The following is an 18601-nucleotide window of genomic DNA, read 5'->3' as shown; positions in this document are numbered from 1 at the left end:
TTTCTGTAATTGACGCACCCAATTTAAGATAGAATAGCATAATAGCATCAAGGTTAGCGGATAGAATGGTGTCGGCGACGCCAACTCCGGTGAAGAGTCCGCCAACGGCGAATCAACTTAATCCCGATAAAGTAGCTTAAAAATGCACTCAAAGTCGCCATCACCACACAGCCAACAAAGAGAGTCAGTAGAAAGTCTGCCCCGACTTCGAGTAAGGCTTTCGTAGACTTTAGGCGTTCCATATCAAACACTTCATGAGATTTGAGCAGCCATTGTCCCACTTGAAAATTCAGCCAAAATATGGGTCCGTAAGTTAACGGATTGCTGACCCAAGTTCCAGCAGCCGCCATCCATTTATTCCCACGAAATAGAATCGCTAGGGCAACTCCAATAATCGTTTGTAGTCCAAATAAAGGAAACAACCCCGCAAATACCCCGGCGGCCAATCCTCTAGCCAAGAATTCGGGACTCCCCTTTTGCCGGACTAAACGCCAAGAGTAGTAACGCCAGAAGCGATGCCATCGACTCCGGGTACGTTTGTGTTTAGAGAACAGAGAAACAGAAGGAAAGCGCTTGATTTGGGTCCTCCGGGAGTGAATCGGCAACGGGTGTTTATGTAACATTGTTTTCCTTAGAATAACAGACTGAGTTGTGCAATGTGATTGCCCCCTGAAAGTTTTATAAGTGAGTCTTTAACTGGAGATTATGACGGATATTTTAGCCTAATTTCCCCATCCTAGGGAGGAGATTGGCGATCGCAAGGGATAATAAAGCAGTAGTCATAAGGTGGGAAATCATGGATCGGGTGACGCAACGGGAGACAATAGCGGCGATCGCCACGGCGATTGTCCCACAGCAAGGGAGTATCGGGATTGTCCGCCTGTCGGGATCCCAGGCACTGGCGATCGCCCAAACCCTCTTTCATACACCCGGATCCCAACCCTGGGAAACCCACCGGATCCTCTACGGGACAATTTGTCACCCCAAAACTCAGCAAATCGTCGATGAAGCCCTCTTGTTGCTGATGAAATCCCCCCGGTCCTTCACCCGAGAGGATGTGGTCGAATTCCATTGTCATGGGGGCATCATTCCCGTTCAACAAGTCTTACAACTCTGTTTAGAACTCGGGGCTAGATTAGCACAACCGGGAGAATTTACCCTCCGGGCATTTTTAAATGGACGATTAGACTTAACTCAAGCTGAAAGTGTGGCAGATTTAGTCGGTGCCCAATCTCCTGCTGCTTCTCAAGCCGCTTTAGCAGGATTGCAAGGGAAATTAGCCCATCCCATCCGACAATTACGCACTCAATGTTTAGATATTCTGGCAGAAATTGAAGCCCGCATTGATTTTGAAGAAGATTTACCTCCTTTGAATGAACCGGAAATCATTCAATCGATTCAAGAAATTATTAAAGAAGTCGAAAGAATTTTAGGGACTGCCAATCAAGGACAACTGTTAAGAATGGGATTAAAAGTTGCCATTGTCGGGCGTCCGAATGTGGGGAAATCCAGTTTATTGAATGCTTGGAGTCGTAGCGATCGGGCCATTGTGACAAACCTCCCGGGGACTACCCGAGATGTTGTCGAATCCCAGTTAGTTGTTCAAGGAATTCCCGTCCAGGTCCTCGATACCGCAGGCATTCGCGCCACCGAAGATACGGTAGAAAAAATCGGCGTTGAGCGATCGCGACAGGCTGCCCAATCTGCCGATTTAGTCTTATTAACCCTCGATGCCCAAGCCGGTTGGACTGCGGAAGAACAGGAGATTTATCAACAAGTCAAACATAAACCGATTGTCGTCATCTTCAATAAAATTGATTTAGTTGAACAGATTCCCCCCTTACCTTCCCTAGAAAATATCCGTGAAACTGTTACAACTTCTGCCGCCCATCACCAAGGCATTGAAGCCTTAGAAACCGCCATCTTAAACGCCGTTAATGCGGGAAATTTACAAGCGGAAAATCTGGATTTTGCTATTAATCAACGCCAAGCCGCTGCCTTAACCCGCGCTCAAACTGCTTTAGAACAAGTCAAAATCACCATTGACCAACAGTTACCCCTAGATTTTTGGACCATCGACCTTCGTGGGGCAATTCAAGCATTAGGAGAAATCACCGGAGAAGAAGTGACCGAATCCGTTTTAGACCGAATTTTTAGTCGGTTTTGCATTGGTAAATAAATTAGAGCGGCCCACACTCGATCGGGTGGGGAGGAAAGCGGACAAAACCAGGGGGCACGGGCTAACATCTTTAAATTTAAACCGTAAATAATAGACCTTTTGCAAAAATCCGGATTGTTCCCCCCAACCCCCCTTAGATCCCCCTCCCGTCCCCCTTAAGAAGGGGGAAGTCAGAGGAATAAATGTTTATTTGCTGGGGGCTTTAAAGAATTTTGCAAGAAGTCTAATGTAGAGGAGATTCGCGAATCTCCTCTATATTTATAAGTTATAATAATTCTCCTTCTTTTTTACTAAAAGTTTTACTTTAGAACTATCACTGGAGTAATTAAAAAAAATTTTAGCACAAATTTAGTTTAAAAATTCCAGTGCTGCCAAATTTAAGGTATCAGCCAGACGTTTTGAAAGTCTGTTGTTTGCGGAAAGGGTGATAAGGTACACTTTTCCCTGGACACTGTGGGTTTTCTGTCTTCACAGGTCACTGTATCCCAACATTTTGTTTATGTTTGATCGCAAATCTATCCAGTCTATCCAGTTGACTCGTCGCCGTCTGCTGCAACTCACCGCTATAGGAATGGGAGTCACGGGTGCAGCGATCGCCGCGCAGCAGTGGAATCGCGTCCGTTCGCAACAGGTGGTGCAGATACCCCCCTTTCCTACCGATATCTCTGCTAATGGCAACGGTATCAATCCGATGGCGATGTTGCGAGAGTTTGACTATGGCACGGTCAAGCGTGAGAACGGTCGCACGATCCGGGAATTTAGAATCACCGCCCAGACTAACGAGTTACAACTCAACAGTGCGGTTTCGTTCGTGACTTGGAATTATAATGGCCGCGTCCCTGGCCCTACTCTGCGGGCCACTGAAGGCGATCGCGTGCGGGTGGTGTTTCTCAACCAGGGGGGACACGCCCATTCCATGCACTTTCACGGTATTCACAGCGCCGAAGCCGATGGCATCAAACCTGTGCATCACAGCACGACTACAATTTACGAATTCGATGCCCAACCCTTTGGCGTCCATCTCTATCACTGCCATATCGCACCCGTAACACGCCATATTAGCAAGGGACTGTTTGGACTGTTTATCGTCGATCCCCCCCAAGGACGACCTCCAGCAGATGAGATGGTGTTGGTGATGGGCGGGTATGACATTAATGATGACAATCGTAACGAACTTTATGCCTTTAACGGATTGCCGAATTGCTATATGCAGCATCCGATCCCCATTTACCAGAATCAGCTCGTACGGCTGTATTTGCTCAATGCGATCGAGTTCGATCCTGTAGCTACATTTCACATTCATGCCAATTTCTTTCGCGTCTACCGTACCGGCATGACCTTGACACCGAGTGAGGAGACTGATGTCATTACAATGGGGACCGCAGAGCGCCATATTTTAGAGTTTTCCTACCCGTTTCCGGGTGAGTATATGTTCCATCCCCATCAAGATGCGATCGCCGAAGCAGGCTGTATGGGTCAATTTCAAGTGATACCCCCAACCTAATTAGGCGGGATATCTTCCTGTAATGACGCTTATTCATGGCGTTTTTCAACTTCCACCCGGAGTCGGGGTTGACCCTGAATGCGGGACTCAATGGGAATTTTTTGTTAAAGCTATTGACAAAAATTTTCAACTATTTGAAAATATACAAACCCCTATTTTTCCCGGTTTTGTTGGCAAGGGAGCATGGGGCCCCCTCCCCATTACCGCAAAACCATTCAACATTGTGGAGTCCCGATCGTTATGCACGCTTTTCGTTCTCTGTCTGTTGCCGCTGTGATCTGTAGCATCATTGCCCTCACGGGCTGTACCGAGGGGCCACCGACTACAACTCTTTCCTCCGCGCCAGTGGAACAAGGGGGCAGTCATGCTCACGGGGGTGAAGGGAAAATTAACATTAATACGGCGATTTTATCGGACCTAGATAAACTGGAAGCTAAGTTAGGGATTCCGGAATTATCGGATAAAATCCAAAGCAATCGACCCTATGCCAGCCCGGAAGAATTAGTTGCCAAAAAGGTGATTAATCAAGAGGAATATGATCGCATTCAAGAAATGGTGACGACTGAAGATATCGTCCTAACCGGAGAAGCGAAAGATATTGATTATCTGGTGAAGTTGGGGCTGATGAAAGGTCACATGAAAGTGGCAAAAGAACTCCTAGAAATGGGCAATGCTGAAGCCGCAGAACCCCATATCGGCCATCCGGTGGAAGAGATTTATGGGGATGTGGAAGACCAATTCCAAGAACGGGGAGTACCGGCTTTCAAAGAGACGTTAATTCGCCTGCAAGATTTGGTGAAATCGAAGCCCACCGATCCGCAAATTCAGGTAGAATTCGATAAAACAATGGTTGCCATTGATGGGGCGATCGCCACTTTGCCGGAAGCCCAGCGACAATCTCCGGCGTTTGTGTTGCAAGCGATCAACGGCTTATTAAATACGGCAAGTGCGGAATACACCGCAGCAATTGCCAATGGGAAAATTACGGAGGCGATCGAATATCAAGATTCCCGGGGATTTGTAGACTATGCCGCTAATGGGTTGTATCCCACCATTGAATCGAAACTAACAGAAAACAATCCCCAAGTGAATCAGCAAATGAAAGCAACTTTGGCGGAATTGCAAAAGGCATGGCCCTCGGTGATACCACCAGAAACGCCGGTGATGAGTGCCGATGAAGTAGCAGCGAAAGTGCAGGAGAACCGCCAAACTATGCAAGCGATCGTCGCTGCTAACACTCGATAGCCTGATCGTAGGGTTGAAAAATTTTTTCAACCCTGCGGATTTTAATAGACAGATCAGGACCGGATTTCGGATTATTTCTGCTTCAAAACCAACAAAGTAATATCATCATAAACCTTTTGTTCGCCGATAAATTCCCTCACATCTGCTAAAATATTCTCAACAATTTCTGTAGCCGATCGCCCTTGTTGTTGACCCGCCAATTGCGTCAGGCGGTGTAACCCATATTGCACTCCCTCAACATTTTCCGCTTCGGTAATTCCATCGGTATAGACGATCGCCACATCATTGGGGTTTAATTCAATTACCAGTTCAGCGACAAACTCCCCAATATCTTCCACTAACCCCACGGGAAAGCCTAAATCTACCGTATCAATTAACTCCACTTCACCCCCAGCGCGCACCAGGATAATATCTTCATGTTGTCCACTGACTACCAACTTGTTTTGGTGATAATCCAGTAACATCAGGGACATATTTTTTTCTGATTTCATCCGTTGCAAATTGCCATAAACGGCTAAATTGAGGAGGGTCAAAAAATGCACCGGATTCCGGATATCACTTTGGAGGAGGGTGCGGACGGCCATTTGAACCATAATCATTAAAACCCCGCTTTCTAACCCATGTCCCGTCACATCACCAATGCCAATTTTTACCCCATCTTGATGTTGAATGACATCATAATAATCTCCCCCCACTTCTGTTGCGGGTTCCATAAAAGCAGCAATTTCTAAATCCTCAATTAATTGCAACTCTTCTGCACTGGGTAAGAGCATTTGTTGCTGTTGACGAGTGACCTCTAATTCCGCCACCAGCCGGAGATTTTCACTTTTCAGGCGAAGTAAATTCAAATGGGTTTTAATCCGGGCTAATAATTCATCTTTTTCTACAGGTTTAGTCAGATAATCATTCGCCCCAGACTCAAATCCAGCCACTAAGTCTGATAATTGATTTTTAGCCGTTAATAATAATACGGGAAGTTCCGATGCCTGCCAGGTTTCCCGAATTTTTTGGGTCACTTCATATCCGGTCATTTTCGGCATCATTACATCCAGTAACACCAAGTCTGGTTTAAACCCTTTATGGAGAATTTCTAGGGCATCAATTCCATTTTTCGCCTGAATGACGGTATAATTTTGCAACGAAAGCATATTCACCAAAACCTGGAGGTTAATGGGTTCATCATCTACAATTAAAAGTTTGGCCGACCCCTGATGAGAGGCAATCACCCGATGTTCCACAGGTTGGGGGTTTAAATCCGTGGTGGCAAACTGTTGGAGTAAGGGCAAAGTTGCGGAAAAATTTTCTACTTTTTCTCCAGAAAGCGGCAAGGTAAAGCTAAATTTTGACCCTTCTCCCAGGCGAGACTTCACCCAAATTTGGCCGCCATGTAACTCAACTAATTGTTTGGCGATCGCCAATCCCACTCCGGTTCCCCCATACAATCTTCCCGTAGACCCTTCCGCTTGTTCAAAAGATTCAAAAATGCGCTCTAATTTATCCTCGGCAATCCCAATTCCGGTATCAAAAATGGTAATTTCAAGTTGAGAAGTTGAGGAAAATTTTTCTAACGCATCATTCCCAGATATTCGCTGGGCAGAAATTTCTATCGTTCCGGTTTCGGTGAATTTAATAGCATTTCCTATTAAGTTATGGAGAATTTGTTGCAAGCGATTTTCATCCGCGATAACCGCTGGTAAATCTAATGAAATATTATTCACCAATTTCAAGTTTTTATTTCCCACTAAGGGTAAACTGAGGGTAAACACAATTTCCACCAGCGATCGCAAGTCTATGGGTTTGAGTTGTAAGTCTAGGGTTTTGTGTTTCAGTTTCGAGAAATCCAGCAAATCATTGACTAAATTCGATAACCGACGACCACTGGAGGAAATCATCGCTAAATTGGCCCGAGTGGTAATGGGTAATTCTCCGGTTGCACCATCAATCAGGGATTCAGCAATGCCAATAATTCCATTCAGCGGCGTTCGCAATTCATGGGACGTATTAGCTAAGAATTCATCTTTGAGGCGATCGAGATGTTGTAATTGAATATTAGCCGTTTCCAGTCGTTGCTTGGCTTGTTCATTTTCACAAACGACCGCCGATAGGGTTAACGTTGTTAGGGAAAAAACTCCCACAAAAGATTGTAATAGGATTAAAGATTCATTGAGATCATTGCGGATAAAAGGTCCCGAACCATTTGTGGTGGCAAAAATGGCAATCCCTGATCCAATTAATAATAATAACGTCGCCGCCCATTGTCCAAACCGAAAGACAACCCAGACTAATAAAGGCAGCAACATATATTCCACCGGATAGCCTTTAACGAAAGCCATCTGACAGATGACCAGGGTAATAAATCCAAAAACTAGCCCTTCCATCCATCGCTGTTCGACTTTTTGCAAAAATTCATTAAATCCCTGACCAAAAACTAACAGAAACGGGGCAAAAACCAGGATTCCCACTACGTCTCCAATCCACCAACTCAACCAGACACGGGGATAAATGTCCCAAGAAATTCGACCCAGGAGCAAAATAGTGGTTGCTCCAAAAGTTGAACTGAACATCGGGCTAATTAATCCAGCACAAATCACAAAAAGGATGACATCTTTGACCCGGGAAAATAGCCTAAAATTCACTAAAAATTTCCGAATTAAATAAGCAGCCGAAAGAGTTTCTAAGGTATTCCCAAGGGGAAAACTAAAATTCATAACTAGATCGGCAGCGCTCCAAGGGGTATTATAGAAATTGACCAGGAGATTTCCGAGGAACACCCCAATTAACATGGGGTATCCTTGTAATAACACTGCCGCTAAAGCAATCCCAGACCCGGGCCAAACCGGGCTTCCACCTTCGGGGAAGGTGATGAAAGTGGTTGATAACTTAGAAATGAAGAAATAGACGCCTGCCACGAAGAGGATTTGGATGAGGGTCGTCTCGCTCTTCGTGAAGGGCCAAGACACTTTTATTTCTGAAGTTGATGTCATAATTCCTACCGGGTTAAAAGGCAATAGAACGATAGAATAGCTAGGGGATTGAAACAGATTGAAGTGAACTTGAAATTGATGGGTAAAATCCTTAACCTATTAACTGCTCAGATGATTAGGAATTAGAAAGTGAAAAATTCTCTAACTCTGAGCAGCAAAAACCCGGTTTCTCACCCTGATTGTACGGAGGCCCGAGGAAACCATCTCGGGGGACTTGCTTTCCCTCTCTGGCTGATTTTTGTCGGATTGATTGGTGAATTCCCCCGACAAAAATCAGCAAAAATCCCTGTTTTTTTGTTATTCAGCTTTGGCTTGCCTTGCCTGTTTCACCATCGCAATTAAAGTGTGATGAGCGTCTTCAGAATCGGCAAGTGCATGATCAAAAGTCACCCGAACGGGCAGTGATTTCTCCCCAATTTGAGCCGTAAGATTCATCCCTAGGGGGTCGATCGCCAGTAGGGTGGCTGAAGTTGCATCAGGAACCTCCCCAAAGATTTGAGCATACAGTAGCACAGAATCTGCATGGTCTTCATTCATGTGCTTGCAGATGCGATCACTCACTTGAGCAGAAATGAGATCCGCCATCGTTTAAACTCCTAATCTAGTAATTTCAAGTCAACCCGAGATAAATTATCCCTTACTTCAGAAACAATTATCCCAGTTTTTCTATTAAAGCAAAAATAAAATTAGCCGCTAACACTCCCACTGCGATCGCTAGAAACACAAACAAGGACAAACTGAAAACAGAACGGAGAACCGATGGTTTTTTGGGGTTCATATCAAAAACAGGGATAAAATTGAGCAGTCTAGGATCCGGTACCGATTACGGCGAACTCATCCTCAAAAATTGGGACACCGCCGGAGAAGAAATGGGGCGCAATGCCTGTGCCATAGAGACTAGAGTTGTATCATCCATTGCTGGATAGCACGGGAGATAGAGCAAATGCTGGAACATCTCACGGGTATTGCGGGGTTCACATTCCGGGTGAGTTTCCGGGGGATCCACCACCGTCATGCTATTTCCCTGAGTCGAGTCAAACCCGGCATAGGCAAGGGTGGCGATCGCAAGTTCTGGGTCCTGAGCCAAAATCGGGACAACCCAATGCAAATACCGCCCTAGAACAAGTCCAAACCACCATTGACCAACAGTTAGCCCTAGATTTTTAGACCATCGACCTGCGAGGCGCAATTCAAGCATTAGGAGAAATCACCGGAGAAGAGGTCACCGAATCCGTTTTAGACCGCATTTTTAGCCGATTTTGTAGTGGAAAATAAACCAGCCGCCCCCGCACCCTGTTCGCATTTTAGCTCTTATTTTTGCTTCAAAACCAACAAAGTAATATCATCATAAACCTTTTGTTTTCCAATAAATTTATGGACATCGGCTAAAATAACATCAACAATTTCTGTTGCCGATCGCCCTTGTTGTTGACCCGCGAGTTCCGTCAGGCGATGTAACCCATATTGTACTCCCTCTAAATTTTCCGCTTCTGTAATCCCATCAGTATAGATGATCGCCACATCGTTGGGGTGTAATTCAATTACCAGTTCAGCGACAAACTCCCTAATATCTTCAACTAACCCCACGGGAAAGCCTAAATCTACCGTATCAATTAACTCCACTTGACCCTCGGCTCGCACTACAATAATATCTTCATGTTGTCCACTGACCACCAGTTTTCCTTGATGATAATCCAGTAACATCAGGGTCATATTTTTTTCTGATTTCATCCGTTGCAAATTGCCATAAACGGTTAAATTGAGGAGAGTCAAAAAATGCACCGGATTGCGAATATCACTTTGAAGGAGAGTGCGGACAGCCATTTGCACCATAATCATTAAAACCCCGCTTTCTAATCCATGTCCCGTCACATCTCCAATGCCAATTTTAACCCCATTTTTATGGGGAATGACATCATAGTAATCTCCCCCTACTTCCGTTGCGGGTTCCATAAACGCGGCAATCTCTAACTCCTCAATCAATTGCAACTCTTCCGCACTGGGTAAGAGCATTTGTTGTTGTTGACGAGTGACCTCTAATTCCGCTACCAGCCGGAGATTTTCAGTTTTCAGGCGCAGTAGATTCAAATGGGTTTTGATGCGGGCTAATAATTCATCTTTTTCTACAGGTTTAGTCAGATAATCATTGGCCCCCGACTCAAATCCCGCTACTAAATCAGACAATTGATTTTTAGCGGTTAATAATAACACCGGGAGTTCCGATGCCTCCCAAGTTTCTCGAATTTTTTGCGTGACTTCATATCCGGTCATTTTTGGCATCATTACATCGAGCAAAACCAGGTCAGGTTTAAAGCCTTTGTTGAGAAGTTCTAAGGCATCAATGCCATTTTTAGCTTGAATTACGGTATAATTTTGCAAGGAAAGCATATTGACCAAAACCTGGAGGTTAATCGGTTCATCATCTACGATTAAAAGTTTGGCTGACCCTTGATGAGAGGAAATCATGTGAGGTTCTAAAGGTTCCGGGTTTAAATCCGCTGTGGTAAACTGTTTGAGTAAGGGCAAAGTTTCCGAAGAGTTTTCGACTTTTTCCTGAGAAAGGGGCAAGGTAAAGCTAAATTTTGACCCTTTTCCCAATTGAGACTTCACCCCAATTTGGCCGCCATGTAATTCGACTAATTGTTTGGCGATCGCCAAACCCACCCCGGTTCCCCCATACAGTCTTCCCGTAGACCCTTCCGCTTGTTCAAAAGATTCAAAAATTCGCTCTAATTTATCCTCTGCAATCCCAATTCCGGTGTCTGTAACCGTAATTTCAAGTTCAGAAGCCGAGGAAATTTTTTCCAACCCGGTAACCCCAGATATTCGCTGGGCAGAAATTTCTATCGTTCCGGTTTCGGTGAATTTAATAGCATTTCCTATTAAGTTATGGAGAATTTGTTGCAAGCGATTTTCATCGGCTATAACCGCTGGTAAATCTAAAGAAAGGTTATTGATCAATTTTAGTTTTTTATTTCCCACTAAGGGTAAACTGAGAGTGAACACAATTTCTACTAGCGATCGCAAGTCTACGGGTTTAAGTTGTAAATTTAGGGATTTGTGTTTGAGTTTAGAGAAATCCAGCAAATCATTGACTAAATTCGATAAGCGACGACCACTGGAAGAAATCATTGCTAAATTGGCCCGAGTGGTAATGGGTAATTCTCCCGTTGCACCATCAATCAGGGACTCGGCAATGCCAATAATCCCATTCAGCGGCGTTCGCAATTCATGGGACGTATTGGCTAGAAATTCATCTTTGAGGCGATCGAGATGTTGTAATTTAATATTAGCCGTTTCCAGTCGTTCTTTTGCTTGTTCATTTTCACAAATTACCGCCGATAGGATTAACGTTGTCAGGGAAAATACCCCCACAAAAGATTGCAACAGCAGTAAAGATTCATTGATATTACTGCGGATAAAAGGTCCCGAATCATTGGCAGTGGCAAAGATTGCAACCACAGACCCAATTAATAATAACAAGGTGGCTGCCCATTGTCCAAACCGAAAGACAATCCAGACTAATAAAGGCAGCAACATATATTCGATTGGATAGCCTTTAATAAAAGTCATTTGAAAGATTACTAGGGTGATAAATACAAAAACCATCCCTTCCATCCATCGTTGTTGCACTTTTTCCCGAAAGTCGTTAAATCCCTGCTCAAAAACTAACAAAAACGGGGCGAAAACCAGGATTCCTACTACATCTCCAATCCACCATCTCAAGCAAAGACGGGGATAAACGTCCTCAGAAACTCGACCCAGTAAAAAAATAGTGGTTGATCCCAAAGTAGAACTGAATATCGGGCTGATTAATCCAGCAAATACTACAAAAAATATAATATCTCTAACTCGGTAAAACAACCTAAAATTCACAGAAAATTTACGAACAAAATAGGCGGCTGATAGAGTTTCTAAAGTATTACCGAGGGTAAAGCTAAAATTCATAATTAGAGCGTCCGGTGTCAAGCCAATATCATAGAAATTGACCATCATATTTCCGAGAACTACCCCAATTCCCATCAGGTATCCCTTTAATAAAACGGACGCTAAAGCAATCCCTGCCCCGGGCCAGACCGGGCTTCCACCTTTTGGGAGAGCGAGCCAGACTGATCCTACCTCAGAAATGAGGAAATAGACGATCGCCACTAGGAGGATTTGTATCAGGGTGGTCTCCCTCTTCGTTAAGAACCCAAACACTTTCGTTCCTGAATCTGATGTCATAATTTGTACCGGCTTAAAAGGTCAAAAAACAGTGCAAAAGCATAAAATTGAAAGCAATTGAGTTGATGAAATAAAAGTTTAGGGTTACAAGATTTAACCTAATTAACCGATGAAATAATTAGGGATGAGGAATTGAAAAATTCTCTAACCCTGAACAGAAGCAACCCAGTTGCTCAACTTGAGTGTACCGATGCCGGAGGAAACCATCTCGGGGGACTTGCTTTCCCTTTAATGCTGATTTCGGAAAGATTAACTAAAAAAAGAGCGCAGAATAGAGGTTTTTTGGGAGTCATCTCAACAAGAGGGATAGGGTTGACCACTTCTGGATAGAGTACCCATTACGGCGAACCCATTCTCGAAAACTGGGACAGGCAGGGAGAAGAAATGGAACGTAACGCCTGCGCCATAGAGACCAGTGCAGTCTCATTCATTGCCGGATAGCAGGGGAGATAGAGCAAATGCTGGAACATCTCACGGGTATTGCGGGGTTCGCTTTCTGGGTGAGTTTCCGGGGAATCCACCACCGTCATGCTATTTCCCTGAGTCGAGTCAAACCCGGCATAGGCAAGGGTGGCGATCGCAAGTTCTGGGTCCTGGGCCAAAATGGGAACAACCCAGTGAACATGAGGCAAAGCAGCGACACCCGGAACCTGAATTTGGGGACAATACTCCTGCAACAACTGAATCAGACGCTGACCCTGGTGAGTTTGTGCCCCTAACCGTTCCTCACTATAACCCTGCAAGCGACGACGGAGTAATGCTAACAGAGGCGCACAAGGTTGATGACGCAGACGAGAAATCAGTTCATCCTTGGGAAATCCCTTCACGGACTGATTGAGGAGGCGATCGTAGTCAATTCCCAACCGACGACATCCCCCGATCAACGCCGTAAATCCAGGGCGACTGGAGAGGATTTTGAGACCCAAATATTTCAGCAATCGACTGGTATAATTCCGGGAATCCTGGACGGGGTAACTCGATTGGATCTGCCGGAGGCAGTCGCCGAGTTGGGGGTCACGCACACGCAATAACGCCCCACCCAGGGCCGTAGCAAACTTGATATTGCCAAAACTAAAACAACTCACATCGGCATCGGGATGACCCCGAAATCCGGGGGTGAATGCCTGAGCACAGTCTTCCACCAAAATCGCCCCAACGCGATCGCGCGCAGCTAAAATCGGCGCTAAATCCACCCGACCCCCAAACAAATGGGCGATAATAATCACCCGAGTTTGGGGACCAGTCGCCCGGTCCAAACTAGCGGGATCCGGTGCCATCGTCCTGGGGTCCAAATCAATCGGGACCGGGACCAACCCATGATGACGGACAATCGATACCATATCGGGAATGGTCAAGGCACTCATTGCCACTTCACTCCCCGGAGGCAATTGTAACGCCTGTAGCAGCAAATCCCATCCGGAACGCACGGATAAACAGGCGACTGCCTCCCCCGTCGAGTCCGAAATCCACCAGTCTTCTAACTCATTTTGCAACCCCTGACGCTGTGCATTTCCCACGGTCAAGGTTGCAAACAATCCATAAATCAAATCACCATAATCAATATCAAACCGTTTGCGCGACCACATGGCCTGACCCACTTAACTTTAACTGCCTACTTTAGCGCGACCAATCCCAAAGCGACACCCTGAAGGGGTTTAAACTTCCGGTCCCCTCCCCTGGGCAAGGGGAGCGTTAGGGACTTCCAAGAGTAGGTTTTTTATTTCTTGCCTCTAAAGGGAATTTTGGGAACGAAGAAATAGGCTTTTGAGGACAAGGGGGTTCAGTAAGACCAGGCGAAAAAGCTTGATTTTCCTTACTCTGGAGAGTACCCAATCACCCTTTTAATAAAAACCTACTCTTGTAAGGGTCTGAGGTGGGGTTTTGGATGGCAAAGAGGCGGTTAAAGTCTAGGCATCCGCTTCATTGATTTCCTGTATTTGTGTTGCTAATACCAATAGATTAAGGAGACTATTTTTTTCTCCAGATTCCGCATTTTTCCAGTCATAGCCCCTGGGTAGGGGATAGCATTTTGATTATTTTACCCCATCCCCGCGACTGATGAAACGGGGTTTCTTTCTTCAATCTTTGTGAAGGAATAAAGATGCTGCCAGATACCCGTTTTTTTTACCCGAACCCCTGACAACTCAAACTGAGAAACCCGGTGAGTTGCACCTTGCTACAATGAGAAGATTAATCCCTGCCTAACCCATCACTTTATGCAACTCACCCTTGAGATTCCTGATGACATCGCTCAAACTAGCCAGTTTAACGAATCGGACTGGCTGCGAGAAATTGCGATCGCTTTGTTTCAACAAGAACGCATTTCCCTCGGTCGCGCCAGCAAAATCGCGGGACTTCATGTAATAGAATTTCAAAAATTGATTGCGAGTCGTGGCATTTGTATTCACTACGATGTTGAAGACTTTCAGGAAGACATCCAATATCTGCGTGAGCAAGGCTGGTTATGATTGTCGTTAGCGATACATCATCTCTGTGTAACCTTGCCTTAATTAACCATTTGAGCCTGTTAAAGCAACTCTACCAGAGTGTAATCATTCCCCCAGTTGTTGCAGATGAGTTGGCGATCGCACCTGACTCCAGAATCACCCATATTTTGTCCCAGCAATGGATTCAAATTCAATCCCTCAATGATTCCTCTCTAGCCGAACAATTACAGCGCACCCAAGGACTGGATCCGGGTGAATCTTATGCGATCGGCCTAGCGGTTGAACTGAAAGCCGATAGCTTGCTGATGGATGAGCGTTTAGGACGACGAGAAGCCAAAAAATTGGGAATTCCCATCATTGGCATCCTGGGAATCTTAATTCGGGCTAAACAAAAACAACTAATTGGAGAGGTTAAACCCGTGATGAATAGCCTCATCAGGGACGCGAATTTTCGAGTGAGTTCGCAACTCTATCAGGAGATTTTAGCCTTGGCCAAAGAAGAATAAAAAGCCAGTCTCTTTATGACCCTAATACTGCTTTGAAAACCTCCCCAAAACCGGGTTTCTGTCAACAATTTCTGCAAATTGTCGAAAATCTGAACAAGAAACCCGGTTTCTAAACTCTTGCTTATCGCGGTTTGCCGAGGGTGGTGATATAGAGGACGGCTTCATCAGCAGGAATGCCGAGGACTTCATTCACGCGATCGTCAAAAAATCCGCCGATTCCACTGACGCCTAATCCCATATAAATTGCCCCCAGATTTAGCCGTTGTCCCAGATGTCCGGCGTCGAGGTGCAAGTACCGATAAACTCGATCGCCATATTTTGCGATCGCCTTTTTTAAATCGGCGGTATGAAACACCAACGCCGAGGCATCTCGTCCCAAATCCTGGCCTAAACAGAGGTAATGCAATTCCCGGCGGAAATTTTTAAACCGAACTTGCCGCAATTCCTGGGCTTTTGGGGCGTAATAATAACAGCCTTCATCTAAACCCGTCACCGATGAAACGGCAATAAAGGTTTGAATATCCTCTAAATCAAAAAAGTCGGGATATGCATCTAAATTCTGATAGGTGTAATGTTCTGAATGATAGGTAAAATCCAACAAGGCTTTGAGTTCATCAAAAGATAACGGTGCCCCGGAATAGGCACGAGTTGAACGTCGTTTCAGAATGGTGTTTTCCAGACCTTCTAAATTGGTTCGCCAGTCAATTGGGCGGGTTTTGGTCGAAACTTTACTACAGAAGGGGAAGTTATATTTATCCTCCTCGGGTTCTTCTTCCTCGCTGAGAGACCATCCCCCGATGCCAGTCTTGTCTGAGTTAATTTTGGTCGCTTCATGGCAATATCCCAGCAATTCGCCATCGGGAATGGTGGGATAGGTCGTCTGGGTTGCAGAAGGCAAGGCGGTACGATATTTCGGTAGATTTTGGTCAATATCGAGTAAATCCGCTAGGGGGATAAAGGTGATGACGGATTCCTGAGAGGGGTCAAGGTACAGCAACTCATTGAGTGCATCATCGTGAAATCCGGCGATCGGGTGAGGTCGGTAGTCGGTTAAGGAAGCAGCGAGTTCGAGATTGCCTAACAGATGGCCTGTATCCAGAAAAATCCGGCGATAGGCGCGGTCCTGATACCGCCAAGCGGACCGAAAGAAGACTGCACTGGTGGCGATCGCTAATTTAGTATGTTCTAAGGCAGGATGCCAAAAGGTGGCCGCTTGTAAGGAGGGCCAGATATCGCTATCCCAAAATCGAATTAAAGAATGATTTCGGGCTTGATAGTTATACAATCCCGGGGGTAATTGGGGGGTTCCTTTAGAGAGTAAATACAGTTCTGCGGGGTACAATCCTCCGGCAGAAGGTGCGGATCTTAGATAGATTTGACTTCCGGTCATGGTTGCCAGCTTCGCGGTTAACCCATAGGTGCAAAATAGCAACCGTGACAGTCGAGTTAACCCTTTTCGGGCCAAATCTTTCCCCCCATCGGGTTCTTTTTTCAGATAAGGTTTAAGGTCAATTGTGGCCCCGATTTTATATTCTTTGAAGGGCACGGGTTGATTTTCCCAATCCAACTGATGATTTTTGGCCCCTAGGGTATCCGGATCGTATTTGGTGCGATCGTGATAATGCTGGGAGATCGAAGGTGACAGTTCTGACATAAGTTTGAGTCAAGTATGGAGGAACATTCTTCATTTCATCCTCGATCTTGACATCCCTGAGTCCCAAAATTGCTGAACTCTGGGTAAACTTCTAGGGTTGGAGAAGCCGGTTCCCTTAGACTATAAGCCGTTACAGCGTTTTTCTTCTTTACAGTAGATTTTCTGCCAAAGATTAAGATAATGTTAGTTAATTTACTGTTTTGCTCAATTCTCTCTACAATTAAGTAGAAATACTCCATCACCCAACGGATTCAGTTTTTCTCAGTCCCACCCCCAGAGGAAGTGAAGCAAAACTCCTCCATCTCCCCTATCTCCCCCATCCCCCCTATCTCCCCCATCCCCCCTATCTTTTCTTAAAAACATGGGCAAGCGCTGGCTATTAGAATGGTGCTGTCTGGCAATCGTCGTTATGGTCCCTGGGTCTTGGTGGATTTATAGATCCCAAGAAACGAAACCCTTTGCTTTACCGAAATCCGCCAAAAATGAACCTTGGGCTGTTCAAAGTGGACTAAAAATTGCTAAATTGCGCGATCGCGTTCCGACGGTGGACCGCGTGGTACTCGTTCCCGATGAGGCAACCTTTCTGTTTGCTATTCGCCAATGGAGTCTCCAGGGTCGCTGGCCGATTTTAATTGAAGATACTCAATATACAAAGCTATTTCTCGATCGCTTCCAACCCCAGGAAGTGATTCGCTTACCGGCGGTTAATACGCCCTTACCCACAGGGTTTGCATTGCGACAAGAGATGCAAAATGCCGTGGCGGCTGCCTGGGATGCCCCTAATCGATTTTCTCTTAATAGCCAATGGGACAATTTGGGATGGGAACCCCCGGGGGCAGTCGTCGCCTCGCCAACGGACCCCGCATGGCCAGCGGCAGTGGCCTTAGCCAGCGATCGGGGTCAGCCTTTGGTGTTTTTAGAAGGGGATTTCGGACAAGTTAATGAACGGTTAGATCTAGCCACTTGGATGGGTTTAAAAAATGAAATAGAAACTCAGGTCAAAGGGACTGGATATGCCTATGATACCCTCGGAGATGCGATCGATACCGTGACCTTGGTCAAAGAATTAGCGGTTAAATATGAATCTCCTGAAAATACCAAGGTAGATTTATCCGTAACTGACGGATTAGGACGCCATGAAACGGGCGATCGCTGGGCAGTGGTCGGGTGGATTTATGGAACTCCCACCCGGGCCGTTTATCAAGCCATGTCTGCTATTTTTATTGATGCTGAAACCGCCCTATTTTATGACAGCTATCCCAAAGAAGAACCGTGGATTCAATATGAAATGAATCAAGCGGCGGTTTTGGTCTCTGAACTTGGCCTAAATGTTCAAGTCATTCAACGACCCCAAGCAACAGTCCAAACCTGGAAAAACTTGAGAGAAACCGACCTGAATTTCGATACAATTTGGGTGAATTCTAAAGGAATGTCTACCGAATTTGCCGCAGGAGGAGGAGATGCTTCAGTGGAGGATATTCCGCCACTCAAATACCCGGCGATCGTACATTTTATTCACAGTTGGTCCGCCACCACTCCCGGCGATCGCAATACCGTCGCGGGTCGTTGGCTAGAAAATGGCGCATATTTATATGTAGGCAGCGTCCATGAACCCTTTTTAAACGCCTTTATCCCCCCCACTCTCCTCGCCCGACGCCTCAACCGAACTACCCCGTTTCTAATCGCCGCCCGTCAACTCGACTCCCCACCTTGGAAAATCACCACCATCGGCGACCCCCTCGCCATCATCTCTAAACCCCGGGTCCGTCTCAATCCCACTCAATTTCCCCTCCCCACTCCCTAATCAGGAGTTACCGAGTAACGACTGAAGTCGCTATCTTTCTGACTTTGTAGTAAC

The 18601-nt window shown here is 45.7% G+C and carries 12 protein-coding genes and 1 pseudogene; 7 read left to right on the top strand and 6 right to left on the bottom strand.

The features are described 5' to 3' along the window. Positions 1 to 53: 53 nt before the first annotated feature. Entirely contained in the window at positions 54 to 623 is a 570-nt protein-coding gene (locus NG796_RS02365; RefSeq protein ID WP_261204308.1) for a DUF2062 domain-containing protein, read from the bottom strand. A gap of 173 nt (positions 624 to 796) precedes the next feature. On the opposite strand from NG796_RS02365, the gene mnmE reads away from it, so the two are divergent. The 3 genes from mnmE (at position 797) to NG796_RS02350 (ending at position 4928) form a co-directional block, all read left to right on the top strand. Further along, positions 797 to 2179, top strand: a complete 1383-nt coding sequence (gene mnmE / locus NG796_RS02360) for a tRNA uridine-5-carboxymethylaminomethyl(34) synthesis GTPase MnmE (RefSeq protein WP_261204307.1) — start codon at positions 797 to 799, stop codon at positions 2177 to 2179. Between the two features lie 499 nt (positions 2180 to 2678). Continuing rightward, positions 2679 to 3683 carry a multicopper oxidase domain-containing protein gene (locus NG796_RS02355; protein ID WP_261204306.1) on the top strand — a complete coding sequence of 335 codons (1005 nt, stop codon included), beginning with the start codon at positions 2679 to 2681 and terminating at the stop codon, positions 3681 to 3683. A 240-nt stretch (positions 3684 to 3923) separates the two neighbouring features. Further along, positions 3924 to 4928, top strand: coding sequence for a helix-hairpin-helix domain-containing protein (locus NG796_RS02350; protein ID WP_261204305.1), 1005 nt, complete (start codon positions 3924 to 3926; stop codon positions 4926 to 4928). Between the two features lie 71 nt (positions 4929 to 4999). On the opposite strand, the gene NG796_RS02345 is transcribed toward NG796_RS02350, so the two are convergent. Next, positions 5000 to 7912 (bottom strand): MASE1 domain-containing protein, encoded by a 2913-nt coding sequence (locus NG796_RS02345; RefSeq protein ID WP_261204304.1) that lies wholly within the window; start codon positions 7910 to 7912, stop codon positions 5000 to 5002. 297 nt (positions 7913 to 8209) lie between these two features. Further along, the gene (locus NG796_RS02340; protein WP_261204303.1) at positions 8210 to 8497 is read right to left on the bottom strand and encodes a DUF2470 domain-containing protein; all 288 of its coding nucleotides are present in this window, start codon (positions 8495 to 8497) and stop codon (positions 8210 to 8212) included. Positions 8498 to 9016: 519 nt separating this feature from the next. Between NG796_RS02340 and NG796_RS02335 the strand changes: the two are divergent. Continuing rightward, a pseudogene (locus NG796_RS02335) lies at positions 9017 to 9187 on the top strand (tRNA uridine-5-carboxymethylaminomethyl(34) synthesis GTPase MnmE); the annotation flags it as partial. 36 nt (positions 9188 to 9223) lie between these two features. Here the strand turns inward: NG796_RS02335 and NG796_RS02330 are convergent. Together NG796_RS02330 and NG796_RS02325 are read right to left on the bottom strand one after the other, a co-directional pair. Further along, positions 9224 to 12136, bottom strand: a complete 2913-nt coding sequence (locus NG796_RS02330; RefSeq protein WP_261204302.1) for an MASE1 domain-containing protein — start codon at positions 12134 to 12136, stop codon at positions 9224 to 9226. A gap of 338 nt (positions 12137 to 12474) precedes the next feature. Next, positions 12475 to 13722 carry a DegT/DnrJ/EryC1/StrS family aminotransferase gene (locus NG796_RS02325; protein ID WP_261204301.1) on the bottom strand — a complete coding sequence of 416 codons (1248 nt, stop codon included), beginning with the start codon at positions 13720 to 13722 and terminating at the stop codon, positions 12475 to 12477. A gap of 630 nt (positions 13723 to 14352) precedes the next feature. On the opposite strand from NG796_RS02325, the gene NG796_RS02320 reads away from it, so the two are divergent. Together NG796_RS02320 and NG796_RS02315 are read left to right on the top strand one after the other, a co-directional pair. Then, entirely contained in the window at positions 14353 to 14604 is a 252-nt protein-coding gene (locus NG796_RS02320; protein ID WP_261204300.1) for a UPF0175 family protein, read from the top strand. Further along, positions 14601 to 15089, top strand: a complete 489-nt coding sequence (locus NG796_RS02315; RefSeq protein ID WP_261204299.1) for a DUF3368 domain-containing protein — start codon at positions 14601 to 14603, stop codon at positions 15087 to 15089. Before NG796_RS02320 ends, NG796_RS02315 begins: the two co-directional genes overlap by 4 nt. 121 nt (positions 15090 to 15210) lie before the next feature. Here the strand turns inward: NG796_RS02315 and NG796_RS02310 are convergent, their stop codons facing one another. Further along, the gene (locus NG796_RS02310; protein ID WP_261204298.1) at positions 15211 to 16743 is read right to left on the bottom strand and encodes a SagB/ThcOx family dehydrogenase; all 1533 of its coding nucleotides are present in this window, start codon (positions 16741 to 16743) and stop codon (positions 15211 to 15213) included. 361 nt (positions 16744 to 17104) lie between these two features. Here NG796_RS02310 and NG796_RS02305 point away from each other — a divergent pair, with 361 nt between their 5' ends. Next, positions 17105 to 18547 carry a hypothetical protein gene (locus NG796_RS02305; RefSeq protein ID WP_261204297.1) on the top strand — a complete coding sequence of 481 codons (1443 nt, stop codon included), beginning with the start codon at positions 17105 to 17107 and terminating at the stop codon, positions 18545 to 18547. Positions 18548 to 18601: the final 54 nt, after the last annotated feature.

The sequence above is a fragment of the Laspinema sp. D2d genome (assembly GCF_025370755.1).
Lineage (GTDB): Bacteria > Cyanobacteriota > Cyanobacteriia > Cyanobacteriales > Laspinemataceae > Laspinema.
Note: the sequence above shows the minus strand (reverse complement) of the source record. Positions and strands in the feature narration are given on the sequence as shown.